The sequence below is a fragment of the Candidatus Pyrohabitans sp. genome, assembly GCF_054014795.1.
On record NZ_JBPMGE010000024.1, the window covers coordinates 31,449 to 52,195 of the forward strand.

The 20,747-nt window shown below is 54.6% G+C and carries 25 protein-coding genes; 10 read left to right on the top strand and 15 right to left on the bottom strand.

Features of this window, described 5'->3' with window-relative positions; all coding sequences use genetic code 11:
• Positions 1 to 2: 2 nt before the first annotated feature.
• From ACXJJW_RS02650 to ACXJJW_RS02660, 3 genes are all read left to right on the top strand, one after another.
• Positions 3 to 1,220 (top strand): COG1361 S-layer family protein, encoded by a 1,218-nt coding sequence (locus tag ACXJJW_RS02650; RefSeq protein ID WP_456474173.1) that lies wholly within the window; start codon positions 3 to 5, stop codon positions 1,218 to 1,220.
• Positions 1,202 to 3,412 carry an efflux RND transporter permease subunit gene (locus tag ACXJJW_RS02655; RefSeq protein WP_456474174.1) on the top strand — a complete coding sequence of 737 codons (2,211 nt, stop codon included), beginning with the start codon at positions 1,202 to 1,204 and terminating at the stop codon, positions 3,410 to 3,412. Before ACXJJW_RS02650 ends, ACXJJW_RS02655 begins: the two co-directional genes overlap by 19 nt.
• Positions 3,413 to 3,679: 267 nt before the next feature.
• A complete protein-coding gene (locus tag ACXJJW_RS02660; RefSeq protein WP_456474175.1) occupies positions 3,680 to 4,447 on the top strand; it encodes an MBL fold metallo-hydrolase in 768 nt (255 codons plus the stop codon).
• Here ACXJJW_RS02660 and ACXJJW_RS02665 read toward each other — a convergent pair.
• Both ACXJJW_RS02665 and ACXJJW_RS02670 read right to left on the bottom strand, forming a co-directional pair.
• Entirely contained in the window at positions 4,444 to 4,914 is a 471-nt protein-coding gene (locus tag ACXJJW_RS02665) for a class I SAM-dependent methyltransferase (RefSeq protein ID WP_456474176.1), read from the bottom strand. The two genes, ACXJJW_RS02660 and ACXJJW_RS02665, sit on opposite strands and share 4 nt — an antisense overlap.
• Positions 4,829 to 5,116 carry a class I SAM-dependent methyltransferase gene (locus tag ACXJJW_RS02670; protein WP_456474177.1) on the bottom strand — a complete coding sequence of 96 codons (288 nt, stop codon included), beginning with the start codon at positions 5,114 to 5,116 and terminating at the stop codon, positions 4,829 to 4,831. The genes ACXJJW_RS02665 and ACXJJW_RS02670 overlap by 86 nt, the downstream gene beginning before the upstream one ends.
• 80 nt (positions 5,117 to 5,196) lie before the next feature.
• Here ACXJJW_RS02670 and ACXJJW_RS02675 point away from each other — a divergent pair, with 80 nt between their 5' ends.
• A complete protein-coding gene (locus ACXJJW_RS02675; protein ID WP_456474197.1) occupies positions 5,197 to 5,772 on the top strand; it encodes a nucleotidyltransferase domain-containing protein in 576 nt (191 codons plus the stop codon).
• A 6-nt stretch (positions 5,773 to 5,778) separates the two neighbouring features.
• Positions 5,779 to 6,312 (top strand): HEPN domain-containing protein, encoded by a 534-nt coding sequence (locus ACXJJW_RS02680; RefSeq protein WP_456474178.1) that lies wholly within the window; start codon positions 5,779 to 5,781, stop codon positions 6,310 to 6,312.
• Positions 6,313 to 6,336: 24 nt separating this feature from the next.
• On the opposite strand, the gene yjjX is transcribed toward ACXJJW_RS02680, so the two are convergent.
• The 9 genes from yjjX to ACXJJW_RS02725 are packed head-to-tail and all read right to left on the bottom strand — an operon-like array spanning position 6,337 to position 12,764.
• Positions 6,337 to 6,861, bottom strand: a complete 525-nt coding sequence (yjjX, locus tag ACXJJW_RS02685) for an inosine/xanthosine triphosphatase (protein ID WP_456474179.1) — start codon at positions 6,859 to 6,861, stop codon at positions 6,337 to 6,339.
• A complete protein-coding gene (locus tag ACXJJW_RS02690) occupies positions 6,852 to 7,304 on the bottom strand; it encodes a pantetheine-phosphate adenylyltransferase (RefSeq protein ID WP_456474180.1) in 453 nt (150 codons plus the stop codon). Before ACXJJW_RS02690 ends, yjjX begins: the two co-directional genes overlap by 10 nt.
• Before the next feature lie 49 nt (positions 7,305 to 7,353).
• A complete protein-coding gene (locus ACXJJW_RS02695; RefSeq protein ID WP_456474181.1) occupies positions 7,354 to 8,277 on the bottom strand; it encodes an NAD(P)/FAD-dependent oxidoreductase in 924 nt (307 codons plus the stop codon).
• Positions 8,278 to 8,310: 33 nt separating this feature from the next.
• On the bottom strand, positions 8,311 to 9,213 hold the full coding sequence (locus tag ACXJJW_RS02700) for an NAD-dependent epimerase/dehydratase family protein (protein WP_456474198.1): 903 nt from the start codon (positions 9,211 to 9,213) through the stop codon (positions 8,311 to 8,313).
• 42 nt (positions 9,214 to 9,255) lie between these two features.
• Positions 9,256 to 9,663: a CbiX/SirB N-terminal domain-containing protein gene (locus ACXJJW_RS02705; protein ID WP_456474182.1), complete on the bottom strand. Its 408-nt coding sequence runs from the start codon at positions 9,661 to 9,663 to the stop codon at positions 9,256 to 9,258.
• A gap of 48 nt (positions 9,664 to 9,711) precedes the next feature.
• The gene (locus ACXJJW_RS02710; protein ID WP_456474183.1) at positions 9,712 to 11,004 is read right to left on the bottom strand and encodes an energy-coupling factor ABC transporter ATP-binding protein; all 1,293 of its coding nucleotides are present in this window, start codon (positions 11,002 to 11,004) and stop codon (positions 9,712 to 9,714) included.
• A gap of 3 nt (positions 11,005 to 11,007) precedes the next feature.
• Entirely contained in the window at positions 11,008 to 11,799 is a 792-nt protein-coding gene (gene cbiQ / locus ACXJJW_RS02715; protein WP_456474184.1) for a cobalt ECF transporter T component CbiQ, read from the bottom strand.
• Between the two features lie 3 nt (positions 11,800 to 11,802).
• On the bottom strand, positions 11,803 to 12,087 hold the full coding sequence (locus ACXJJW_RS02720; protein ID WP_456474185.1) for an energy-coupling factor ABC transporter substrate-binding protein: 285 nt from the start codon (positions 12,085 to 12,087) through the stop codon (positions 11,803 to 11,805).
• Entirely contained in the window at positions 12,084 to 12,764 is a 681-nt protein-coding gene (locus ACXJJW_RS02725) for an energy-coupling factor ABC transporter permease (RefSeq protein WP_456474186.1), read from the bottom strand. Before ACXJJW_RS02725 ends, ACXJJW_RS02720 begins: the two co-directional genes overlap by 4 nt.
• 142 nt (positions 12,765 to 12,906) lie before the next feature.
• Between ACXJJW_RS02725 and ACXJJW_RS02730 the strand changes: the two genes are divergently transcribed.
• Positions 12,907 to 13,632 carry a hypothetical protein gene (locus ACXJJW_RS02730; RefSeq protein WP_456474187.1) on the top strand — a complete coding sequence of 242 codons (726 nt, stop codon included), beginning with the start codon at positions 12,907 to 12,909 and terminating at the stop codon, positions 13,630 to 13,632.
• Positions 13,633 to 13,641: 9 nt separating this feature from the next.
• Here the strand turns inward: ACXJJW_RS02730 and thyX are convergent, their stop codons facing one another.
• A complete protein-coding gene (gene thyX / locus ACXJJW_RS02735; RefSeq protein WP_456474188.1) occupies positions 13,642 to 14,562 on the bottom strand; it encodes an FAD-dependent thymidylate synthase in 921 nt (306 codons plus the stop codon).
• Between the two features lie 72 nt (positions 14,563 to 14,634).
• On the opposite strand from thyX, the gene ACXJJW_RS02740 reads away from it, so the two are divergent.
• Complete coding sequence (locus ACXJJW_RS02740) at positions 14,635 to 15,141, top strand: ArsR/SmtB family transcription factor (protein WP_456474189.1); 507 nt, start codon at positions 14,635 to 14,637, stop codon at positions 15,139 to 15,141.
• Here the strand turns inward: ACXJJW_RS02740 and ACXJJW_RS02745 are convergent.
• Together ACXJJW_RS02745 and ACXJJW_RS02750 are read right to left on the bottom strand one after the other, a co-directional pair.
• A complete protein-coding gene (locus tag ACXJJW_RS02745) occupies positions 15,138 to 16,481 on the bottom strand; it encodes a TadA family conjugal transfer-associated ATPase (protein ID WP_456474190.1) in 1,344 nt (447 codons plus the stop codon). The genes ACXJJW_RS02740 and ACXJJW_RS02745 overlap by 4 nt on opposite strands.
• Positions 16,482 to 16,561: 80 nt before the next feature.
• Positions 16,562 to 17,566, bottom strand: a complete 1,005-nt coding sequence (locus ACXJJW_RS02750) for a replication factor C small subunit (RefSeq protein WP_456474191.1) — start codon at positions 17,564 to 17,566, stop codon at positions 16,562 to 16,564.
• 45 nt (positions 17,567 to 17,611) lie between these two features.
• Here ACXJJW_RS02750 and ACXJJW_RS02755 point away from each other — a divergent pair, with 45 nt between their 5' ends.
• From ACXJJW_RS02755 to ACXJJW_RS02765, 3 genes are all read left to right on the top strand, one after another.
• Complete coding sequence (locus ACXJJW_RS02755; protein WP_456474192.1) at positions 17,612 to 18,883, top strand: NfeD family protein; 1,272 nt, start codon at positions 17,612 to 17,614, stop codon at positions 18,881 to 18,883.
• Positions 18,884 to 18,886: 3 nt separating this feature from the next.
• Positions 18,887 to 19,645: a slipin family protein gene (locus tag ACXJJW_RS02760; RefSeq protein ID WP_456474199.1), complete on the top strand. Its 759-nt coding sequence runs from the start codon at positions 18,887 to 18,889 to the stop codon at positions 19,643 to 19,645.
• 82 nt (positions 19,646 to 19,727) lie between these two features.
• Complete coding sequence (locus ACXJJW_RS02765) at positions 19,728 to 20,471, top strand: HAD-IIA family hydrolase (RefSeq protein WP_456474193.1); 744 nt, start codon at positions 19,728 to 19,730, stop codon at positions 20,469 to 20,471.
• Here the strand turns inward: ACXJJW_RS02765 and ACXJJW_RS02770 are convergent.
• On the bottom strand, positions 20,468 to 20,747 hold a 280-nt coding region (locus ACXJJW_RS02770), incomplete at its 5' end, for a hypothetical protein (protein ID WP_456474194.1). The two genes, ACXJJW_RS02765 and ACXJJW_RS02770, sit on opposite strands and share 4 nt — an antisense overlap.

Genomic DNA, 20,747 nt, shown 5'->3' on the forward strand with positions numbered 1-20,747 from the left:
GAATGGGAAAAAGATTCCTGAGTTCTGGCATAGGTTTATTATCCCTGGTTCTGCTGATGCCAGGGGTGTTTGGAGCTATAGAGGCGGATTTCTATGTGGTGGATGTTCAGCCGAAGCAGGTGCATCCGGGTGAGACCACCACCCTTAACATCACCCTTAAAAACCTGGGCCCTGAATTCGCAGCCTATGTCAGAGCAACTCTGGACCCTTACGATACCTCGCCCATAGACCCGGTTGGCATATCGAAGAAGTATCTGAACAAGGCAGAACGGGCTCAGAAGAGTACAGAGTACTTTGGACTCATCTTACAGAGGGATGAGGTGGATATCTCTTTTCCCATTCGTGTAAACCGAAATACTGCTGAGGATGTATACCAGACTCCTCTTCTCATTGAGTGGAAGGACGCAGATTTAGCTTATAAAAATCAGACCCTTAAAATTGCGCTGTATGTTAGGGGCGAGCCCGAGCTGAGGATAGCGAAGGTTCGAACTGTGCCTCAGGAACTTAAGAGCGATACCGAGAACAGCGACGTAATAGTTACAGTGGAAAATTCAGGCAATGCAGCAGCAAAATCTGTCAGGGTAACGGTGGCCTTGGAGGAGCCCTTTTCTGAGGCCTACTCCAGCTCCGGCTCAGACTTCGTGGCTGAGATACCCAAGGACATGACCCATGATTTCGTCCTGAGCGTGGATATAGATGAGAATGCAGAAGCCGGCAGGTATACCTTTCCCCTGATGGTAACCTACAGAGACGATGACAGGGAGTACACCATTGAGGAAGAGTTAACCCTAGAGGTTGAGTCCAGGGCAGCCTTCGAGGTCCGCGAGGTAAAAACTGAGCCTGAGCTTATCACCCCCGGAGACGATTTCAGAATAAATGTGGTGCTGGTGAACAGCGGTCAGCGGGATGCAGAATCTGTTAAGGCGGTGCTCAAGACCAAATCCTACTTCACAGGCGTTAAGACCGATTACCTCGGGGACATCGAGGTGGGCGAGAGCAGGATAGCCACCTTTGAGCTCGAGGCAGACAGGGATACCATGCCGGACAACTATGGAAACGATATTAAGATAATCTGGAGCGAGGGAGACAAGAGGCTGGAGGAGATACACTCCTTCGGAATAACAGTGCAGGCAAAGAATAACATGGCGCCCATAAAGCTGGCAGGAGCCCTGGCAGCGGCCATAGTTGGCGGTCTGATTTTATGGAGGAAGAAGAGGTGATTGACCGCCTCTTCAACGCTATCGTTGCAGCATCGAAGAAGGCTTACCCCCTCTTCATTTTGTCGGCTTTACTCCTCTCTTTCCTTGCTTTCCAGTATGCCCAGCAGGTGAAGATGGAGAACGAATACAAGGAGTACTTCCCGCCTGACATGGAGGAGGTCAAAGTTTTTGACACCATAGAGAGCGAATTCGGGGGTACGGGGATGGTGTTTGTGCTGCTGGAGGTGGACGGTGTCAATGTAAAAAGCGTCCTTGAGGAAGAGGTCCTAAACCTCATGGATGAACTCTCCGAGGATATATCCCTCATCGAGGGGGTTACCAGGGTTGATACTGTTCTGAACCTCGGCGGGAGCAGGGCGGAGATACTGGAAAAGCCCTTTGAGAAGAGGCTGGAGTTTGTTGATAAGGATGAGGAATACGCCCTTCTTAAAATTGAGGTTAATACGGCCGAGGTACCTGATAGCGACCTCTTTGTTGAGAAGCTTATAAAGGTGGTGGACGCCGCAAACAAGCCCAAGGGGGTAGAGGCCACGCTTGCCGGAGGTCTGGCCTACGGTTATGCCTTCAATAAAGCTGTTAGCTCTGGACAGAAGAGCGCATTGCTTATCAGCGCGGGTCTGGTAACCATGACCCTCCTCCTAATATTCAGGACCTTCACGGGTGCGGTGTTCCCCCTGATACCCGTAGTAGTGGGCGTGGTTTCAGCCTTCGGACTCATGCACTTTATCAATATCCCCATCACCGCCATGACCGCCGTCTTTGGTGCCGTGTCCATAGGTCTTGGAATAGACTACGCTGTGCACATGATGCACCGCTACTACGAGGAGCTCGACAGGGGCAACGCCGAGGCGCTGTCCATCACCCTGAGGAGGATAGGGCGGGTTATAATTGCAACGAGCGTCACCACGGGAGCAGCCTTTTCATCGATGCTGTTCTCGGAGATGCGCATAAGCGCTGAGTACGGAATTATATCTGTTCTTGGCATAATTTTCTCGGCTCTGGCGGTTATGATATTCTTTCCCTCTCTGCTTCTCCTGGAAAGGAGGCTGGGTGGGAATAGAAAGAACTTCGACGGCATAGGGGAGTTCCTGGGTATTAGGAACATATCCTCTGTCATTGCGCGCATCTCGGGTTTTGCTATAAGGAAGCCGATGGTTGTGCCGATACTGCTGCTCATACTTCTGCTTCCCGTGTCCCTGGGTATGGGGAAGCTCTATTTTCTAACCGACCCCAATCAATGGCTTCCTGAGGGTGAGCCCATTTCCAGAGCTACAGATATACTGGGCGACGAGTTCAGCGGCACCAATGTGCTCTATGTTTTGATAGAGGCGGACGATATCCGCCAGCCAGGGATAATCAGGGCGATGGCTGAGATGCAGAGGGAGTTCAGGGAGGTGGACAGCGTGTATTCTACCTCCAGCATAGCCGATTACCTGGACAGCTCAGAGAATGTCGGGGAAATAAGGGACCTCATCTACGCCATTCCCGCAGAGGTAAGGGGGAGGTATGTGAATGATGACTATACCGCAGGGGTCATATACATAAATACCGAGGACCTGGGGGGCGAGGAGGAGGCCAGCTCAGTACTGGTAAGGGAGCTCCAGGACAGGATAAATTATGTGGAGAAGCCCGGGGATGCCTCCTACACGTTGAGCGGATATTCAGTTTTGGACTCCAGATTGCTTGAGCTCATGGGTATCGGTCAGGAGAGGAGCTTTCTGGTTAGCCTGGTGCTGATAGTTGGCATCCTGTTCGCAACTTTCAGAAACATCACGGGGGTCGTTCTGCCCCTGATACCTGTGCTGTTTTCTATCACCGCCACCATGGCCACCATGGGCTTCCTCGGCATGCCCATAACTGTGGTTAGCATGGTGACCTCGGCGTTGCTCCTCGGCATAGGGATAGACTACAGCATCCATTTCCTCGCAAGGTACAACGAGGAGAGGGACAAGGGTTTGGGCGTTGAGGATGCGCTGGAGGAGACCTCCAAGAGCGTCGGCAGGGCGATATTCGCTACTACTGCCACGACTATGCTGGGCTTTCTGTCGCTGATCAGCATGAGCCTAACCCCAATCGCCGACTTCGGAAGGGCGACGGCAATCGGCCTCCTTTACAGTGCCATCTTTGTGCCAATGATAATACCGAGCACAATAATCCTGAAGGAGAGGCATCTCGCAAACAGGAGAGGATGAGAGGAGCACAGGCAAAAATCGCAACTCTTATATTGCGCCGCACCAAGGTTAGAGGGAGGAGGAAGAGCTATTATAGAGCTGGGCAACGGCATTGAGATAACTATAGGCGGGGAGAGGCTGTACCTCGACCCCAGAAAGGCGAGGGAAACCAGCTTTATCTCCCATGCCCATGCCGACCACTCCCCGCGAAGCGTTGAAGGTGAGGTTCTGCTCTCGCAGGCCACGGCCAGGCTTTTGCGCAGACGCGTGGAGGGCAGATGCCTGGAAATGGGCGAAACCTGCGAGATGCACGACTTTAATCTTCGCGCAGTACCCTCGGGGCACATCCTGGGCGCGAGTCAGCTGGTTATTGAGAACGGCTTTAAGGTCATCTATACCGGTGATTTGCACCTTGAGGGTGGAGCTACATGCGATGCTGCCAGGGTAGAGCGGTGCGATGTTCTTATAATCGAGTCCACCTTCGGCAGCCCCCACTACGAGTTCCCTCCCCGAGAGGAGGTGATCGCCGAGCTGAAGGACTGGATTGAGGAAAAACACTCCCGCGGCGCGACGCCTGTGGTGCTGGGCTACTCCCTGGGCAAGGCCCAGGAGCTTACCCGCTACCTTTCGGAGGACTTTGCAGTGGAGGTTCATTCGGCGATTTATGAGAACAACCGCAAGTATGAAGCCCTGGGCGTGTCCCTGGGCGAGTACAGCTCCTTCTCAGAGGAGAGCCGTGAGGATAGAGTTGTAATCTTCCCGCCGGCGGCGCGAAAGTCAAAGCTGCTGGAAAAGCTCAATCCCAGCTTTGCCTTTATGAGCGGCTGGGCGGTACACGACTCTACGAGGTACAGGATGAAGGTGGATGAGGCCTTTCCTCTGAGCGACCACAGCGATTTTTGCTCCCTGCTGCGCTACGTGGAGGAGGCCTCGCCTCAGGTTGTCTACACGGTTCACGGCTTCGCGGATGAGTTTGCAGAGGAGCTTAAAGCGCGGGGGTTCTATGCCGAGGCACTTGAAAAGAAGAAGCTGCGCACCCTGGAGGAGTACCTCTAGGGCTTTACACCGATGACAATCTCACCCGGCAGGCCGAGCAGCTTCACCCTCTCTCTGTATCTTATCCTGAAACCTGCGCTCTCTATCGATTGCTCGACATAGATGGGCCTGCAGTCGATGTACCTGGGAAACCTTTCGTGCATCCACTCGTACAGCCTCAGCAACATCGAATCTCCATCCTCTCTGGACATGCTGACAACCCCGAGCCTGCCATCCCGCCTCAGGACCCTTTTAATTTCACCCAGAACCTTCGGAATCTCCGGGGTATCGAAAAGCTCAAGGGTGAAGCTCATGAAAACGGCGTCGAATTTGCTATCCTCGTAGGGCAGTTTCTCCGCGTCTCCGCACTGCAGCTCCACCCTGTCCAGAAGCCCCGCCCTCTCAAGCCTCCGCCTGCTGACCTCCAGCATCCCGGAGGAGATGTCGATGCCGTAAACCCTGCCCTCCTCGCCCACCAACTTCGGCAATCCGCTTCAGACAGTGCCCTGTTCCGAAGCCGATTTCCAGTACCACCTCGCCCCTTTTAATTTCCAGCAGCTCCAGCGTCCTGTCCCTGTATTTTTTCTCGAATACTCCGGCAAGGTAGTCGTAAAAGCGGCTGATTCTGTCGTAGGCCTCCTTTGCCTGAGCCTTTGTCCTGCGCACCCTCAGTATATTTGAGCCCATCATATATGTGTGGAGGACCTAACAGCAACATTTATCTATTGATTTATCAATAATGTTATTGAAATATCAATAAGTTGGTAGGAATGATTACAGAATCTGAACTCAGAGTAATGGCAGGATTTTTTCCCAGAGGTGGGTCTGTCACCATAAAAGATATCGAGAAAGCTTCTGGGTATTCCTATGAAAGAGTATATTCAACCCTCAAGGACCTTCAGAGGAAGGGAGTTGTTGAAGGAATAAAAGTGGGAAAGACCTGGTCCTTCAAGCTTGATTATAACAGAGATGAATGCCTGCTTTCTTTTGTATACTATGGGGTAAATAAAAAAGAAAAGTTCAAGAAGACCCACCGGAAAGTTTCAAAGCTCCTTGATGAGTATCTTTCTAAAATAGATGCCAGATGCGCAGTTGTATTTGGTAGTTACGCCAAGGGCGACGCGAAAAGGGGCAGCGATATCGACCTACTCTTGGTAACTGCCGATGAAGACTTCGAGAAGAAGGCTCTGGCCTTAAGGCACAAATACAACCTTCGACTTAATCCGGTAAAAGTTTCCTCTATTAAAAGCATAAAAGAAGAGAACAAGATTTTTTTCAAAGAAATTCGGGATTTCGGCGTTGTTATTAAAGGCTTCGAGTATTTCTTTGAGCAGGTGTACAGGTGAAAGTATATGGTAAGGAGCATCAAGTGGTTTGAGAATAAGGGGCTGCTTATCCGGACTCCCTTTATCCGTCGGTTGGCCCAGAAGTATATGGAGAAAGCCAGATACAATCTGGTTACTATGAGCCTTTTGTCTGATGCATCCAGGCCTGAAGCCATGGAATTATTGAATCTTCCCGATGACTACAACCCTTCAGAGTGGGTTGTCATCACAGGCTATTATGCCATGTACATGGCAGCCCTTTCTGTTATCGCCAAGGTAGGCTACAGGAGTAAAAATCACTCTGCCACCATTGTTGCTCTGGATACTTTTTTTGTTCAAAGAAAGCTCATGGAAGAAAGATATCTTAGAATGCTTGAAGATACTCGGCTCGAAAAAGAAAAAGTGGAACAGCTCGAACTTGCGAGGGAGCGGCGGGAAATCGCCCAGTACAGCGTTACCAAAGACACCACTACGAACCTTGCTGAAAAAACCAGAGAAGATGCCTATGATTTTGTCGAAAGAATGGAGGAACTTCTGGACACCTTAGGAGGCGGTAGATGAAGGAGTATTAATCCTTACATGCAGCTATATCTCATAGAGCTCGCGATTAATCCTGGGCAGCATCGCCATGAGCACCGCCTGCTTGGTAAGCTCTCTCCTGCTCAGCTTCCCGTGGCTGAGAAAGCCTATGGCGCCGCCCCTCCTGCCTATGTTCGCGATGCCGCTCAGCTCCTCCATAACCTCGCCCACCGTCCTCCCGCGGAGCACCTCTCGCGCTACCTGCGGAGGGTATTCGAAGCCGGAGCCCGCACCTAGGGTAATAACCTCGCCGTCGCTAATTGCGCAGAACTGCACATCCATGTAGCCGGTGAGCGTGAAGGGCACCTCCACAAGGCCAGCCTCTATGCCAACGCCTAGCTCGCCGTGCTCAAGCGCCTCTCGAGCGCGATTCACAGCTCCGTGCACAGTCTCCTCCATGCCAAGAGGCTGCGCCTTTACCTTTGAGTCCACCTCAACCCCGAAAACCTCAGCCTCCGGGTAAAATGCGCGGAGTACCTCCTCCACCGCCTTTACTTTAACAGGGTTGGTTGAGCCCACAGCTATGCGCATAACCTGCCCTCCCTGTCTATCTCTCCCCTCCTTATCCGCCGCGAGGATATGGGCCTGCCGTCCTGGGCGAGAAGCAGGGGCACCATTATTATCTCCAGCTCCCTCAGCCCCCGCTCTCTGCGGAGCCGGTTAATCTCCTCCGCCCTGGCGAGGGTTTCCTCTGTCACAACTATCGCCTCAAGTTCTGCGTCGCTTATCGCCGGGCCGTAGTAGTCGTCGAGTCTCACAATCTCCGCCCTCTCAGCAAAACCCTCCTCCATGAGGAAGTGCCTTAGCTGCGTCAGCCTCTTCTCATAGCTCTCCGCCCCCTTTGCACCGGCAATGGTGTCGCCTGTTAAGCCGATGAGCACCCTCTCGCCCGAAGCAAAGGCAACCCTGAGGAGCTTCCTGTGGCCTGCGTGCAGCCTGTCGAAGGTTCCGCCCACAGCTACTTTCCTGAACATCACTTAGACTCTTGTGATGGGATTAATAATCTTTATTGCACCGGGGGTATTATGCCCAGTAGGGCTCATAAAGCTTGAGGTAGATGTTGTGCGCCGCCACAGCACCCTGCGCCACCGCCACGACGAGAAGCTCAAGATGGCCCACCCCTGCCACGATGTCTCCGGCTGCGTATATACCGGCGATGCTGGTGCCCTGCGTTGCATCCGTCTTAATCCTCCCGTCGGAATCGCATTCAAGGCCCAGCTTCTGGAAGATCTCAGTGTTGGGCACATGTCCGACTGCGAGCACCACGGCGTCGACGCTGCGGGTGAAGCTCTCCTCAGCACGCAGCCTCACCCACTCAACTCTGCCCTCGCCTCCTATCTCCTCAAGCTCAGTGTTCAGCAGCACCTCCACACCGCTCTTGCGCAGCCTCTCCACATTCTTCGTCAGGGCGCGGAACTCGCCTCTGCGATGCACCAGAGTTACCTTGGCCACCTGCGAAAGCTCAACCGCCGCTTCCAGAGCCGAGTCTCCTCCGCCAACCACAAGAATGCGCTTGCCAGCGAACTTCTCTGGGCTGGCGACGCTGTAGTAAACCCCCAGGTCAGCGTAGTTGAATTCCGCCTCACCAGGGATGCCCAGCTCTCTCGGTCTGGTGCCTGTGGCGATGACTATCGCCTTTGCGGAGTACTCCCCCTCCTCTGTGCGCACCTTCAGCTTGGAGGTTATCTCCAGCACCCGCTCCCGCCGAAACTCCACACCGTAGTCATGTGCCTGCTTAACCAGAAGCTCTGCCAGCTCCTTTGCTTTAATGCCGGCAGGAAAGCCGGGGTAGTTTAGCACCAGCTTGTTGGGGTATATTGCTGCAAGAGCGCCGCCCAGGCTCCCGCTCTCAAAAAGAGCAACCCTCAGCCCGCGCTCTGCACAGAATATCCCGGCGCTCAGCCCTGCGGGTCCGCCCCCGACCACAATAACCTCGTAGCTCTCCATACCACTAAATACTTCGCCATGCAAGATAAAACTTCACTTCATCCATTCCCAGACCCGCGAAATTCCCTCCTTCAGGGAGGTCTCTGCCTCAAATCCGAGCACCTCCCTCGAACGGGCAACATCCAGGCTTATCCTGTAAACCTCGCCCTTTCGCCTGGGTGCGTGCTCCACCTCCGGCGTTGTGCCTGTGACCTCTGAGATTATCTCAATAAGTTTATTAACACTCGTCTCAATGCCGGTGCCGATGTTGAATACACCCTCACACCTGAGCGCCAGAAAATTCGCCCTCACAACGTCGCCCACGTAGATGTAATCCCGTGTCTGCTCGCCGGTACCGAAAACCGTCAGAGGCCTGCCCTCCCTGAGCCTGTCCAGGAATATCGATATTACACCGGCCTCGCCGCGCGCATCTTGCCTCTCGCCGTACACATTCGCATATCTCAGGATAGCGTACTTAAGCCCGTAGTTGTACCCGTAAAGCTGGACATACTTCTCCCCGGCGAGCTTGCTCGCCCCGTAGGGTGAAATCGGGTCTGTGGGATGCTCCTCGTCCACAGGCAGGTATCTGGGTTCGCCGTAGACCGCCCCCCCGGAGGAGATGTATATAAACCTCTCCACATCCCGCCCCTGCTCCAGCAGGTTAAGGGTGCCCAGGGCATTAACCTTAAGGTCGTAGGCCGGGTCATCCACGGAGCGGCGCACATTTATCTGCGCCGCATGGTGGAAGACCACCTCCACGTCGCGCATTACAGCCTTAAGGTCTCTGCTGAGAATACTGCCTCTGTGAAAGACTATCCTGTCCCTCACACCGGCGAGATTCTCCTCCCTCCCTGTGCTCAGGTCGTCAAGCACCGCCACGCTGTAGCCCTCACTGAGAAGAGCATCAACAAGGTGGGAGCCTATGAAACCTGCGCCTCCTGTAACAAGGGCTACCATGCTAACCACAGCTTGCTTGTCGGCGCTGCTTAAAAAGCTTTTTCACTCAGAGCCGTTCAACACCTTATTCACGCGGTCGAGAACAACCTCAGCCAGGCGTGGGTCGCTGCCTATTGCCTCGGCGTATAGTATCTCAACGTCATCGGGCGCATTTACGCGCGCATAGCCAAACTCCGGCACCTCTCCGGCCTTATTCCCCAGGAGGATGGGGATATCGTCGCGCACATGCAGGCCGGGTACGATGAAGAGGGGCACCACCACGATGCGCTTGAAGCCCTCATCTATCATCCCCTGAACCGCCTCCACCAGGTTCGGGCTGTGGTGCTTCATGTATCCCACGCGCACCTCGTAGCCAGACCTGGCCTGTGCTATACCTGCTATGGTTTCGTATATACCGCGCGTCTCAGGCAAGCGTGAGCCGTGACCTACTATAACTATGCCGGTTTTCATTGGAATACCTCTCTATTTTTCTGGGATAACCCCTGTAAACAATATAAACTAACCACCATCCTTTAAAATCTCAATCTCAGGCGCGGCGCAGCCGGAGAGGTAGCTGCGTATCTTCTCAAGGGTCTCTTCACTCAGGCTCCGGGGCACCAGCAGCAGTGCAGTGTATCCCGCGAGAGCCCTGAGGAGACACCTCTCAAGCGCCGCATTGCCAGAGTCCAGCTCTATTCCCTCGCTCTCAGCGAGAAGCCCTGCCTCGCTGCCCAGGGCGCCCACAAAGTCAACCTCATGCTTGAGCAGCGTTTCCCTGAAGGCATCCCTGCTGAAGCCCTCAGCCGGGTACAGGAGCACCTTACCTCTGGCAGGTATATCCCCCTTCGCAGAGACCACCACGCTGGCGTCAAGCTTCCTTATTATCCTCCCCGAGGGTCTGCTTTCCATCGCTGGCCTAGCTACAATCCTGCCCTTCTCCACTTCAATACTCACAGCCTCTCCCTCTTCAAGGCCATCTTCAGCGGTGGCCACCCTCACCCCCGGCAGGGCGGCACACTTCACCAGCTCAAACAGATTTCTGGGCCTATAGTGGGGCAGAGCAAGTCCCAGCTGGGCAAGTGCCTCGTAGAACTCCAGAACCTTCGGCGGCGAGAGGCTGGCTGGGGTTGTTCTGCTGAATATATCCTCGGGTTTGCCCTCCTCAAGAACTCTGCCACGGTGGAGCACATATACATAATCTGCCCATTCGTATGCGAAGTCCACGTTGTGCGTGGCAACGGCGATGGTCTTCCTTCTGGCAAGCTCATCCAGAAATTCTATGAATCTGCGCTTACCTGCGGGGTCCAGACCAGCGAGAGGTTCGTCGAGGATAAGTGCCTCCGGCTCCATGGCGAGCACACCAGCTATTGCCACGCGCTTCTTCTGACCATAGCTGAGCAGGTGAGGTGGCTTATCTGCGAGCTCCTCTATGCCGGCGATTTTAAGTGCCCTTCTCACCCTCCCCTCGACCTCGCCGTTGTTTATGCCCAGATTCTTTGGCCCAAAGCTCACATCCTGAGCCACTGTGGGCGCAAAAAGCTGGTCGTCCGGATTTTGAAACACCATGCCCACGCTTCGGCGAAGCTCCAGTAGCGAAGCCTTATCGTACCTTAAAGCTCTCCCCTTGAAGAGCACCTCACCCCGGGAGGGGCGGAGGATGCCTATAAAGTGGAGGAAAAGCGTAGTCTTGCCTGCGCCGTTGGAGCCCACGAAGGCGATTCTGCGCTTGCTCAGGGTCACATTTACACCGCGCAGTGCGGGGGTACCGTCGGGATACTCGTAGGCTAAGCTCCTGGTTTCCAGTATGTTCATGGTTCACACCAGCTCCATGTTTCTGGTAAAGTATGCAAGGGTGGCGAGCAGTACAGAGAAGGTGAGCACAGAGATGGTGGCGGACAGGGAGGGTCTTGCCCTCTTCAGCTCCGCAAACTCCAGGCTGCCGCCATAACCTCTGGCCTCAAGGGCGGAGAAGGCGTGCTCAGCCCGCAGGTATGAGCGCAGGAAGAGGTTGCTGGCAAGCAGTGCGAAGGAGTCAAAGCTTCGCCTGTAACTGGCATAGCCCAGGCGCAGCTTCTGGGCAGTGAGCATGCGTTCCGCCTCGTCTATAAGCACAAAGAGGAAGCGGTATATCAGCATGCACATCTCCACGAATAGTGCTGGTATGCGTAGGGAGCGCATCGCCGCGAACAGCGCTGCGGCGGGCGTTGTGAAGATTATGAAGAAGAGTGAGGAGCTGCCGGCGAGCACGCGAGAGGCCAGGAGCAGGGCTTCATTTACCCCCTCTCGCGTGGCTATAAAGGCGTGGGAGAAGAGCTTCAGTGTTAACACAGGTTCACCCCCTGCCACAAAAAAGGGCATGAGCAGCGCCACCGGCAGGGTGAAGAGTGCTGGCGCTGCCAGGGCGCCTGAGTACGCTTTCAGAGGGATTCCCGCCATAAAAAGAAGTGCAGTGCTCATCGCCAGAAAAATAAAAACAGGCGCAACAGGCGAGGTTGAAAACACCGCCACCAGGAGAGCAGAGGCTGCAAGAAAAAGTTTGAGCTGGGGGGAAATGCTGCCAAGCTTATTGTAATGGGCATAGCCCTCAAACACTTGCTCTATGTGCATATTCTATCTCGCCTCTGTCCTGCGCCTTCCCTCTTTAATTCCTTTGAAGTAGCCCACGAAGTAGCCTATTACAAGAGCGCCCACCGCCGCTTGGAGAGAGAAAAGGAAGGTCTCTATCTCGCTGCTGGGCGGCTCCCATATGGGTGAGAACCAGGGCTCATATTCGCCGCCGGTGATCTCCACTATCTTCTGCTCCGCCAGGGCATCTGCACCACTCCAGGGTTCTGGCTCTTCCGCAAGGGTGAGGGGAAGTAGAAGCATCAGAAGGAAGACAGTACCAAGCCTCATGGGCGTACACCTCCTGCAGTGCTCTTCTCTATCAGCCCGAGCTTCACGAGCACATCCCCCTTCAGCTCCAGGATATACCTGAACACTATCACCGTAAGCACACCTTCTATTATGGCCAGGGGTATCTGGGTTATGGCGAATATGCCCATGAATATCTCAAAGCTTTTCAGCACACCACCTTCCCTTGCAGGAAATGCTAGGGCAAGCTGCAGGGAGGTTACCACATATGTTGCCAGGTCGGCCACCGCCGCAGTGAGAAATACCCTAACTCTTGTGCTCAGCTTTGAGGTTAGCTTCCACACGGCATAGCCTATCACCGGACCGGCGATGCCCATGCTTGCCACATTGGCGCCCCAGGTGGTGAGTCCACCATGGGCGAGCAGAAGGGCCTGAAACAGCAGAACTATGCTCGCGAGAAGTGATGTAATCGCCGGCCCGAAGAGCACCACCGCCAGGCCCGTGCCGGTTGGATGTGAACATGAGCCGGTCACTGATGGTATTTTGAGCGCTGAAAGCACAAAGGCGAAGGCTCCTGCAAGGGCGAGGAGCACCTTTATTTCAGGGTTTTTCTCCACAAGGGTGCGCATTCTCACGAGCCCGTAAGCCAGCACCGGCAGAGTGAATATAAACCAGAGGTACCACCAGGGGGAGGGTAGGAATCCTTCAGCAATGTGCATATAATCACCTGGTTATATGCTTTCGGAGGTTCATTTAAATATTTGACGAAATAGATGCGAAGTGTTACCTGAAAGGGTAATAATAACCTTTACCTTTATATTCAGGCAAAAAGAAAGTTACATTGTAGGTGGGGAATATCCTATGGATCTGGAGCTGGAGGCAAAGGTAAAGGAGGATTATGAGGCAGCCAGGGAGAACATCCTCGAGGCTGAAAGGTGCGAGGGCAAGAGTCCCGAGGCGGAGGAGCTTATAAAGAAGGCGCACCAGAAGTTTAAGGAGCTCGAAGAGGCTGTCCTCGCCTATGAAGAGAGCAAGACCAAAGCCGACCTGATGAAGGCTCTCAACATCTCAAGGGAGCTCAGGCTCCTATCCATAGATGCCCTGGAAAAGGCGAAAGAGATAAATCTGCGTATGGGATGGAAGGTTATAGTCACCCTCGCCATAGCCACAGGTGTGGCTGCGGTTCTTTACATCTCCTCCTACAGAAGCATCTCTCACTGGACTATCCATGCAGCCTTCTGGAGTTTTTTCGGGGTAATGACCAATCTGATTTACTCCGCCTCAAAGCACGTAATGGACAGGGACTTCAACAGGCTCCATGTCAGCTGGTACCTCTCCAAGTCTATCCAGGCACCTTTCATAGCCCTCGCCCTGCTCTTCCTGCTGGTGAGCATCAACTTTGGCATTGGCGGGGGTGTAAGCATGAACTTCTCTGAGATGATTCCAGCCCGGGAAGAGGGGATGCAGACTCCTGCCTATGCCCTTTACGGCATTGCCTTCATTCTGGGCCTATTCTCCAGGAGAACCTGGGAGTACCTGGAGCTTTTCAAAGACAAGCTCCTGCCCAGGCTGGAGAAAGAGGGCTGAGAACAGTTCTCACAGAGCGCTCCATCTGCGCAGCAGCTTCTCCCTCACCCTCTCAAACACACGCCGGTCGAATTTTTTGAGATTTATTCCACTGCGAATCTGCTTCCTCGTGGGTATGAATACCTCGCTCTGGGGGTTCCTGAAGGGGCACTCCCTTGCCTGAGGAGAGTCGCGCACCTCATTCTCAGGACAGGCGGCGCAGTTGTAGCCCCTGCACCACACCATAGAAATCTGGGGAAACTTTTCGCGCACCGCCAGGTAGAGCTTCGCCGCCAGCTCACGCATCTCCGGCGAGGCGCGCACACACAAACGCAGGCCGAAGAAGTTTATCAGGCTGCGCAGGTTTATTGTATATGTATAGGCGGTGTGCATCGCAAAGGGCGTAGCATAGCGTGCCGATTCCCTGCCAGCGCCCAGGTCGAGAAGAGCTTCATACACCTCGCGGGAGCAACGCATCGCCTCTGCGTAGCGTTTGAGAATCTCCTGCTCCTGCTCTGGAAGGTGCTCCAGTGCGAGCCTGCCGGTGCGCACCCAGCGCTTGTACTCCTCCTCGGGTATGCCGTGCTTTCTGAGAATCTCCTCCACCTTTGGGGCGAGGTTGAAGTCGAAGCCTGCCTCGCTCTGGTAGCGCGTGCTCCGCCCGGTATGCGAGGCAATTCGATGCTCCAATAGCTCCAAAGCATTGCCCTTGCTCAGCCCGCGAATCTCAAAGCTGAAGACCACATGCTCCAGAGCACTGGAGTAGTCATTTTCGAGGATCATGTTGAAAATCTCCTCGTCGGTGGGCTCCCTCAAACCGCTCCCGGAGCAGCGCTCGCACCCCTCGCCGCGACACTCACAGGGCACCTTCCCGACGCCGCTCACCCTGGCCGAGTGGGCGACAAAGGTTATGTCATTGAAAACATGCAGGTTCTCTATACGTATGTCCATAATTCAGAGTTGTCCACATACTTTTTATAACTTTGTCGCCGTATACTTACCCAGAAGGGTAATACTAATTGCATGGAGACTAAATATATGTTCAGGGCGCTGGCAAGCAAAACCCGGCGCAGAATGCTCAAGCTCATCCTGCGCAGGGAGTATCACATCTCGGGGCTGGCAAAGGAGCTTGGAATCTCCACGCCCGTAGCAGCGAAGCATGTAAAAATTCTCGAGCAGGCGAAACTGGTTGAGAGGCAGAAGTTCGGGAAGACCCACGTGCTCAGAGCAAACCCGGAGGTGATTTATTCTGCGCTTGATGAACTTGCAGAGAGGCATGAGGTGAGGGTTAAGAAGGGCACAACGGTGCTTGAGGCACTCAAGCAGGTCTCTGGAATAAAGATAGAGCGGCGCAGCGGGCGGGAGTTCGTTATGAGCATAGACGGCGAGGAGGGGTACTACATATACGAGGTGGATGGCACCTTCCCTGAGGTCGGGATGGATAAATTTGTGGTTGAGCGCGAGATTACCGTGGAGCTGAAGAAGCTTGTACCTGTTAAGAAAAAGGAACTCAGAATCAGGCTGGACTAGATGTCCAGCCAGCCTTTTTTCTCCTGCCCTACCCCGGTGATGTGCCTCTCGAGCACCTCCACGGCCCTGTTGGGGCTCCAGTAGTAGAGCTGCACCACCTCGTGGATGTCCTTCATCTTCAGCTTCTTCTTTGCCATCACCTCGAGCAGAGCTTCTCGACGTTTTAGCTCTGCGTCAATCTCCTTGAGGCTGAGGTCGCTCATCACCGATAGTTGCTGAAGATACCTGCCGTTTATGAGCACCTCTTCGACCTTGCCTGTCTTGGGATTCTGCCTGAAAAGGGTGTTGGTGAGTATATTATCCCCCTCTGTGCCTGAGATTTCCAGCACTTCAAAAACGCGGCGCTTGAGGGTGCCCCGTTCGAGCTGTCTCTTCTGGGCGACTATTATGTCCAGAGCGGGTATCATTATCTTGGGGATGTTCATGGGGTGGCTGGTTAGCCTTGAAAGTGTTTCCTTTGCCGAGTTTGCGTGGAGTGTGGCTATGCAGCCGTCATGGCCGGTGTTCATGGCGGTGAACAGGGTTAAAGCCTCCTTTCCGCGAACCTCGCCCACCAGTATGCGGTCAGGGCGCATGCGAAGCGCATTCTTAAGGAGGTCGTCCATGGTAATCTCATTGCCCTCACTGTCCGGAGGTCGGGTCTCCATGGGAATCCAGTGCCTGTGTACCAGGGATATCTCCAGCACGTCCTCAATGCTGATTATGCGCTCAGTCTCAGGCACAAAGGCGGAGAGGGCATTCAGCGTTGTGGTCTTGCCGCTGGCGGTGCCGCCTATTATCAGGATGTTCGCAGGCTTTGTGCGCAGACCCTCGACCGCCAGCCAGAGGTAGGCCGCCAGCCTTGGCGTCAGGGTTCCAAACCTTATGAGGTCTACTATGGTCAGGGACTCTCTGCGGAACTTTCTTATGGTGAGCGTGGAGCCCCTCGGCGAAACCTCAGGGAGGGTGGCATTAACCCTGGAGCCGTCCGGAAGGCGGGCGTCGAGCAGTGGGGAGCGCGCGTCCACCTCCCTGCCGTTGTACCTTGCAATCCGCTTTATTATCCTCTCTATTTCATCCTCCTCCAGAAGTACATCGGTCTCCTTCATCCCTGCGATTCTGTCGAAGATGTACACCGGCAAACCCTGCGCCACAATCATTATCTCCTCCAGGTTGTCGTCCATCATCAGCGGCGTAAGCCTGCCCAGGCTGAGGTTCTCATAGACATAGCAGCGCACCGCCTCCTGCGAGACCTCGCCGACCTCCGCGCCTATTTCCTGGATAAGTTTGTCTATCTTCTTTGCGTCTGTCACAAAGAGGTTGCGGTACCTGTCGCCAACCTTTTCATGGATTTTCTGCATCTCCTGCTCGCAGGCGTTACAATCCAACTTCTCCACCCGGTGGCTTCTGTGGTTTTTCTTTTCCTCATGCAGGTGGGCGTCTATTTTTCTGCACCCCCTTGTTCCCCGGTTGCCGGAAGGTGATGGGAACTCCGCTGGGCTCCTATTGCAACAAACTGGGCAAGGAGCGCCTCCAGCTGAATGAGCTCACTCGCACCTTCCTTAATCCTGAAGTCGTACTCCCCTATTATGTCCACCAGTTCAACCTTCTGACGCTCCGGTATGTTGAGGCTGAAGGTTTCCCGGTGCATCTGCCCCACGACGTCCTCGCCGCTCATCCCGTAGTTTATCATCAGCTCTCGCAGCCTCTCCCTCGCCTTTATGAAGTCTCCCTGCATTGCAATGCTGAGCATCTCCCTCACCTCCTGGGGCCTCGCCTTGCCCACTATGCGGTACACAAGCTCTGCATCTATGTCCTTTCCGAAGGCGGCGGCTGATTGCAGCAGGTTTATCGCCTTGCGCATATCGCCCTCTGCGACGTAGAGTATCGCCTCCAGTCCGTCCTTGGTGAGGTCCAGACCTTCTTTCATTGCTATCCTGCGCACCACCTGGGTGATGTCCTCTGCTGTGAGGGGTCGGAATCTGAACAGGGCGCAGCGGGACTGAATGGGCTCAATTATCTTGCTCGAATAGTTGCAGCTCAGGATGAAGCGGCAGGTGGAGGTGTACATCTCCATGGTTCTGCGCAGTGCGTGCTGCGCATCCTTGGTGAGAGCATCTGCCTCATCCAGGAAGATTATCTTGAAGTCTCCGCCTATTGCCTGTGTGCGGGCAAAGTTCTTTATCTTGCCCCTCACCACATCTATACCGCGCTCATCGCTGGCATTGAGCTCCAGAAAGTTTGCACGCCAGTTTTTACCAAAGAACTCCCGCGCCAGTGCCAGGGCCGCGGTGGTCTTGCCTGTGCCCGGCGGCCCGGCGAAGAGAAGATTGGGCATATTGCGCGAGGTGACATAACCTTTCAGACGCTCCACAACCTCGCGCTGCCCCACCATGTCATCAAGCCTAGAGGGGCGGTACTTCTCAACCCATACCGCTTCTATCATTCCAGCACCTCAAAAACTTTAAATTCTAGGAACAAGATTATTAGTATGCGCATCTTTGCAATACTATTGAGCCTCTTCTTTCTTATAAATTCTGCCCACGCGGAGGGGGCCGAGGTTATAGTGGTGGAGGTAAAGGGCATAATTGACCCCGTGGTGAAGGACTACGTCGCCCGCGGCATAGAGCAGGCTGAGGGGCAGGGTGCCGAGGCACTCATCCTTGAAATAGACACACCCGGGGGCCTTGACGCAAGTATGAGGAGTATAATTCAGGACATCCTGGATTCGCGCGTGCCCGTTGTTGTGTACGTCTATCCCCGGGGTGCCAGGGCGGCCTCGGCAGGGAGTTTTATACTCGTGGCAAGCCATGCGGCGGCGATGGCTCCCGGCACCAATGTGGGCGCCGCCCATCCTGTTGCTATAGGCGGTGAGGGTGCAGTTAGCGAAAAGGTGATCAACGACGCCCGCGCCTACATGCGCAGCCTGGCGGAGCTCAGGGGGCGCAATATAAGCATGGCTGAGAGTTTCGTCGTGGAAAGCGTCTCTATTTCAGCCTCGGAGGCGCAGGAGCAGGGGATAATAGACCTGGTGGCGGCAAACTATGGGGAGCTCCTCTTCCGCCTTGACGGCATGGAGGTGGAGCTGAGGGGGGAGAAGAAGGTCCTGCGCACCCGCGACGCCGAGGTGGTGCGCCTTCCCATGAGCACCCGCGAGTCTCTGCTCCACAAAATTTCAGACCCCAACATAGCCTACCTCCTCTTCCTCATAGGCATGTATGGAATTATTCTTGAGCTCTCAAACCCGGGGTCAATACTCCCAGGCGTCGTAGGCGGGATATCCCTAATTATGGCGCTCTGGAGTTTTCAGGCGCTGAGTGTGAGCGCCACGGGTGTGGTGCTTATACTCTTCGCAATAATCCTGTTTATAGCAGAGCTTAAGGTACCCAGCCATGGCATTCTTACAGCTGGAGGTATCGCCTCACTCCTCCTGGGCTCTCTAATGCTCATAGATGCTGAGAAGGAGCCCTTCGTCACAATTTCCATAAAACTTATACTCTCAGCAACCGCCTTTACGGCACTCTTCTTCATCTTTGCAATGGGTCTGGTAATCAAGGCCATGAGGCGTGAGCCTAAAACAGGTAAAGGGGCCATGCTTGGCCTGGTCGGCGTAGCAAAGACCAACCTCTCGCCCGAGGGATATGTTTTGGTGAGGGGCGAGCTGTGGCGTGCTACGGCAAAGCAGGGAAGCATACCCAAGGATAAAAAGATTAAAGTAGTAGATGTGGATAATCTTACCTTAGTAGTTGAGGAGGTGAGCTAGGTGATTGACTTCATAACCATCCCTGCGCTTTTTATAGTTGTGCTCCTGCTGCTGTCAGCGGCAATACGCGTTGTGCGGGAGTACGAGCGTGGCGTAATTTTCAGGCTTGGGAGGCTTATAGGCGCCAAGGGTCCAGGGATTCTCTTTCTTATACCGCTGATTGATAGAATGGTGAAGGTGGACCTGCGCACTATTACCCTGGATGTGCCCTCACAGGAGATTATCACCAAGGACAACGTTACAGTGCGCGTGAATGCTGTGGTATACTTCAGGATTATAGACCCCGAGAGGGCCATAGTTGAGGTGGAGAATTATCTCGCAGCTACGTCGATGATAGCCCAGACAACGCTGCGCAGCATTATTGGACAGGCGGAGCTGGACGAACTCCTCGCCGAGAGGGAGAAGCTCAACGAAAAGCTTCAGGAGGTTATAGACCAGCAGACAGACCCATGGGGGGTCAAGGTCACGGCGGTGGAGATTAAGGACGTGGAGATACCCCAGACAATGCAGCGCGCCATGGCTGCACAGGCCGAGGCGGAGCGCGAGAGAAGGGCAAAGGTAATCTCGGCGCAGGGCGAATTCCAGGCATCGCAGAAACTTGCGGAAGCGGCTCAGATTATGGCCCGCGAACCGGGAGCGATGCAGCTGCGATTCCTTCAGACGGTGCGCGAGGCGACGAGTGAGAAGGCGAGTGTGTTCATCCTGCCAGTGCCCATAGAGCTGTTTGAGCCTTTTATGAAGCGGGGAAAGAGTAAGAAATAGAGCCGTATCAGAGTAGGTGCGAGCTCTGCCCAGGCAGGCATGGCTGAGTAAGCTATTTAAGACACCGCGTTAAGCCTATCCCATGGATTTCAAGGCCTTTGTGCTCGACTTAGATGGGGTGGTGTACCGCGGTCGCGAGCTTCTGCCGGGTGTGGAGGAGAAGATAGCAAAGCTAAAAAAGCGGGGAAAGGTGCTCTTCGTCACCAACAACTCCACAAAGACCAGAGCGGAGTATGCAGAGAAGCTGTCCTCGCTTGGGGTGGAGGCAGGCGAGGACGAGATAATCACCTCCGCCTATGCGGCGGCGCAGTACATAGCAGAGCACCACCGCAGGGCGGGGGTTTACGTAATAGGAGAAGGAGGGCTGAAGAAGGAGCTTGAGTGGCGGGGCATTAGCATTAGGGAGAGCGGGTGTAGTGTTGTTGTTGTGGGCCTGGACAGACGCTTCACCTACAAGAAGCTCGCCATTGCCCAGCACCACCTGCTCCACGGCGCCGAGCTGCTCGCCACAAATCGCGACCCCACGCTCGTGACTGAGCGCGGTCTTATTCCGGGTGCGGGCGCAATAGTCGCTGCCGTGGAGACGGCAAGCGAGAGGCAGGCAAGGCTAATAGGAAAGCCCTCAAAAATAATGGGGGAGCTGATACTGCGCCACCTCGGGGCAAAGCCGGAGGAGTCTCTGCTTATAGGCGACCGCCTGGATACAGATATAGCCATGGGAAAGGCGCTGGGCATGCGCACAGCCCTCGTGCTCACGGGCGCAACCAGACGCGGGGATGTGGATAAGAGCAGAATTAAGCCGGACTATGTGCTGGACAGGCTTTAGTGGGTCTCAACCTTGAGTATCTCGCCCTCGTCGCTTATCTCCATCTCGAAGGGTACGCGCTCACTCTCAAAGAGCCCCTTCCAGAGCTCGGCCTCGCCGCGCACAACCCAGGCCTCGCCGTGCTTGGCAACAAGGCCATAGCTCACACCGATGACCTCTTTGAGATTCCTGTGCACCCAGGTGTCGGCTATTGTCTCGGCATCCTTGGGTATGACTATCTTCTCTGCCATGCTGGTAAGGTAATGCTGAAGGAGGATATAAGGTTTGCGCCCTTGA

Coding starts and splice junctions, on each gene's coding strand:
- cbiQ (WP_456474184.1), bottom strand. CDS start 11,799: ATGCACATAGAGCAAGTGTTTGAGGGCTATGCCCATTACAATAAGCTT.
- ACXJJW_RS02690 (WP_456474180.1), bottom strand. CDS start 7,304: ATGTTCAGGAAAGTAGCTGTGGGCGGAACCTTCGACAGGCTGCACGCA.
- ACXJJW_RS02675 (WP_456474197.1), top strand. CDS start 5,197: ATGATTACAGAATCTGAACTCAGAGTAATGGCAGGATTTTTTCCCAGA.
- ACXJJW_RS02650 (WP_456474173.1), top strand. CDS start 3: ATGGGAAAAAGATTCCTGAGTTCTGGCATAGGTTTATTATCCCTGGTT.
- ACXJJW_RS02725 (WP_456474186.1), bottom strand. CDS start 12,764: ATGCACATTGCTGAAGGATTCCTACCCTCCCCCTGGTGGTACCTCTGG.
- ACXJJW_RS02720 (WP_456474185.1), bottom strand. CDS start 12,087: ATGAGGCTTGGTACTGTCTTCCTTCTGATGCTTCTACTTCCCCTCACC.
- ACXJJW_RS02755 (WP_456474192.1), top strand. CDS start 17,612: ATGCGCATCTTTGCAATACTATTGAGCCTCTTCTTTCTTATAAATTCT.
- ACXJJW_RS02745 (WP_456474190.1), bottom strand. CDS start 16,481: ATGCAGAAAATCCATGAAAAGGTTGGCGACAGGTACCGCAACCTCTTT.
- ACXJJW_RS02670 (WP_456474177.1), bottom strand. CDS start 5,116: ATGATGGGCTCAAATATACTGAGGGTGCGCAGGACAAAGGCTCAGGCA.
- ACXJJW_RS02655 (WP_456474174.1), top strand. CDS start 1,202: ATGGAGGAAGAAGAGGTGATTGACCGCCTCTTCAACGCTATCGTTGCA.
- ACXJJW_RS02730 (WP_456474187.1), top strand. CDS start 12,907: ATGGATCTGGAGCTGGAGGCAAAGGTAAAGGAGGATTATGAGGCAGCC.
- ACXJJW_RS02765 (WP_456474193.1), top strand. CDS start 19,728: ATGGATTTCAAGGCCTTTGTGCTCGACTTAGATGGGGTGGTGTACCGC.
- ACXJJW_RS02740 (WP_456474189.1), top strand. CDS start 14,635: ATGGAGACTAAATATATGTTCAGGGCGCTGGCAAGCAAAACCCGGCGC.
- ACXJJW_RS02700 (WP_456474198.1), bottom strand. CDS start 9,213: ATGGTAGCCCTTGTTACAGGAGGCGCAGGTTTCATAGGCTCCCACCTT.
- ACXJJW_RS02660 (WP_456474175.1), top strand. CDS start 3,680: ATGGGCGAAACCTGCGAGATGCACGACTTTAATCTTCGCGCAGTACCC.
- ACXJJW_RS02710 (WP_456474183.1), bottom strand. CDS start 11,004: ATGAACATACTGGAAACCAGGAGCTTAGCCTACGAGTATCCCGACGGT.
- ACXJJW_RS02750 (WP_456474191.1), bottom strand. CDS start 17,566: ATGATAGAAGCGGTATGGGTTGAGAAGTACCGCCCCTCTAGGCTTGAT.
- ACXJJW_RS02705 (WP_456474182.1), bottom strand. CDS start 9,663: ATGAAAACCGGCATAGTTATAGTAGGTCACGGCTCACGCTTGCCTGAG.
- thyX (WP_456474188.1), bottom strand. CDS start 14,562: ATGGACATACGTATAGAGAACCTGCATGTTTTCAATGACATAACCTTT.
- ACXJJW_RS02680 (WP_456474178.1), top strand. CDS start 5,779: ATGGTAAGGAGCATCAAGTGGTTTGAGAATAAGGGGCTGCTTATCCGG.
- yjjX (WP_456474179.1), bottom strand. CDS start 6,861: ATGCGCATAGCTGTGGGCTCAACCAACCCTGTTAAAGTAAAGGCGGTG.
- ACXJJW_RS02695 (WP_456474181.1), bottom strand. CDS start 8,277: ATGGAGAGCTACGAGGTTATTGTGGTCGGGGGCGGACCCGCAGGGCTG.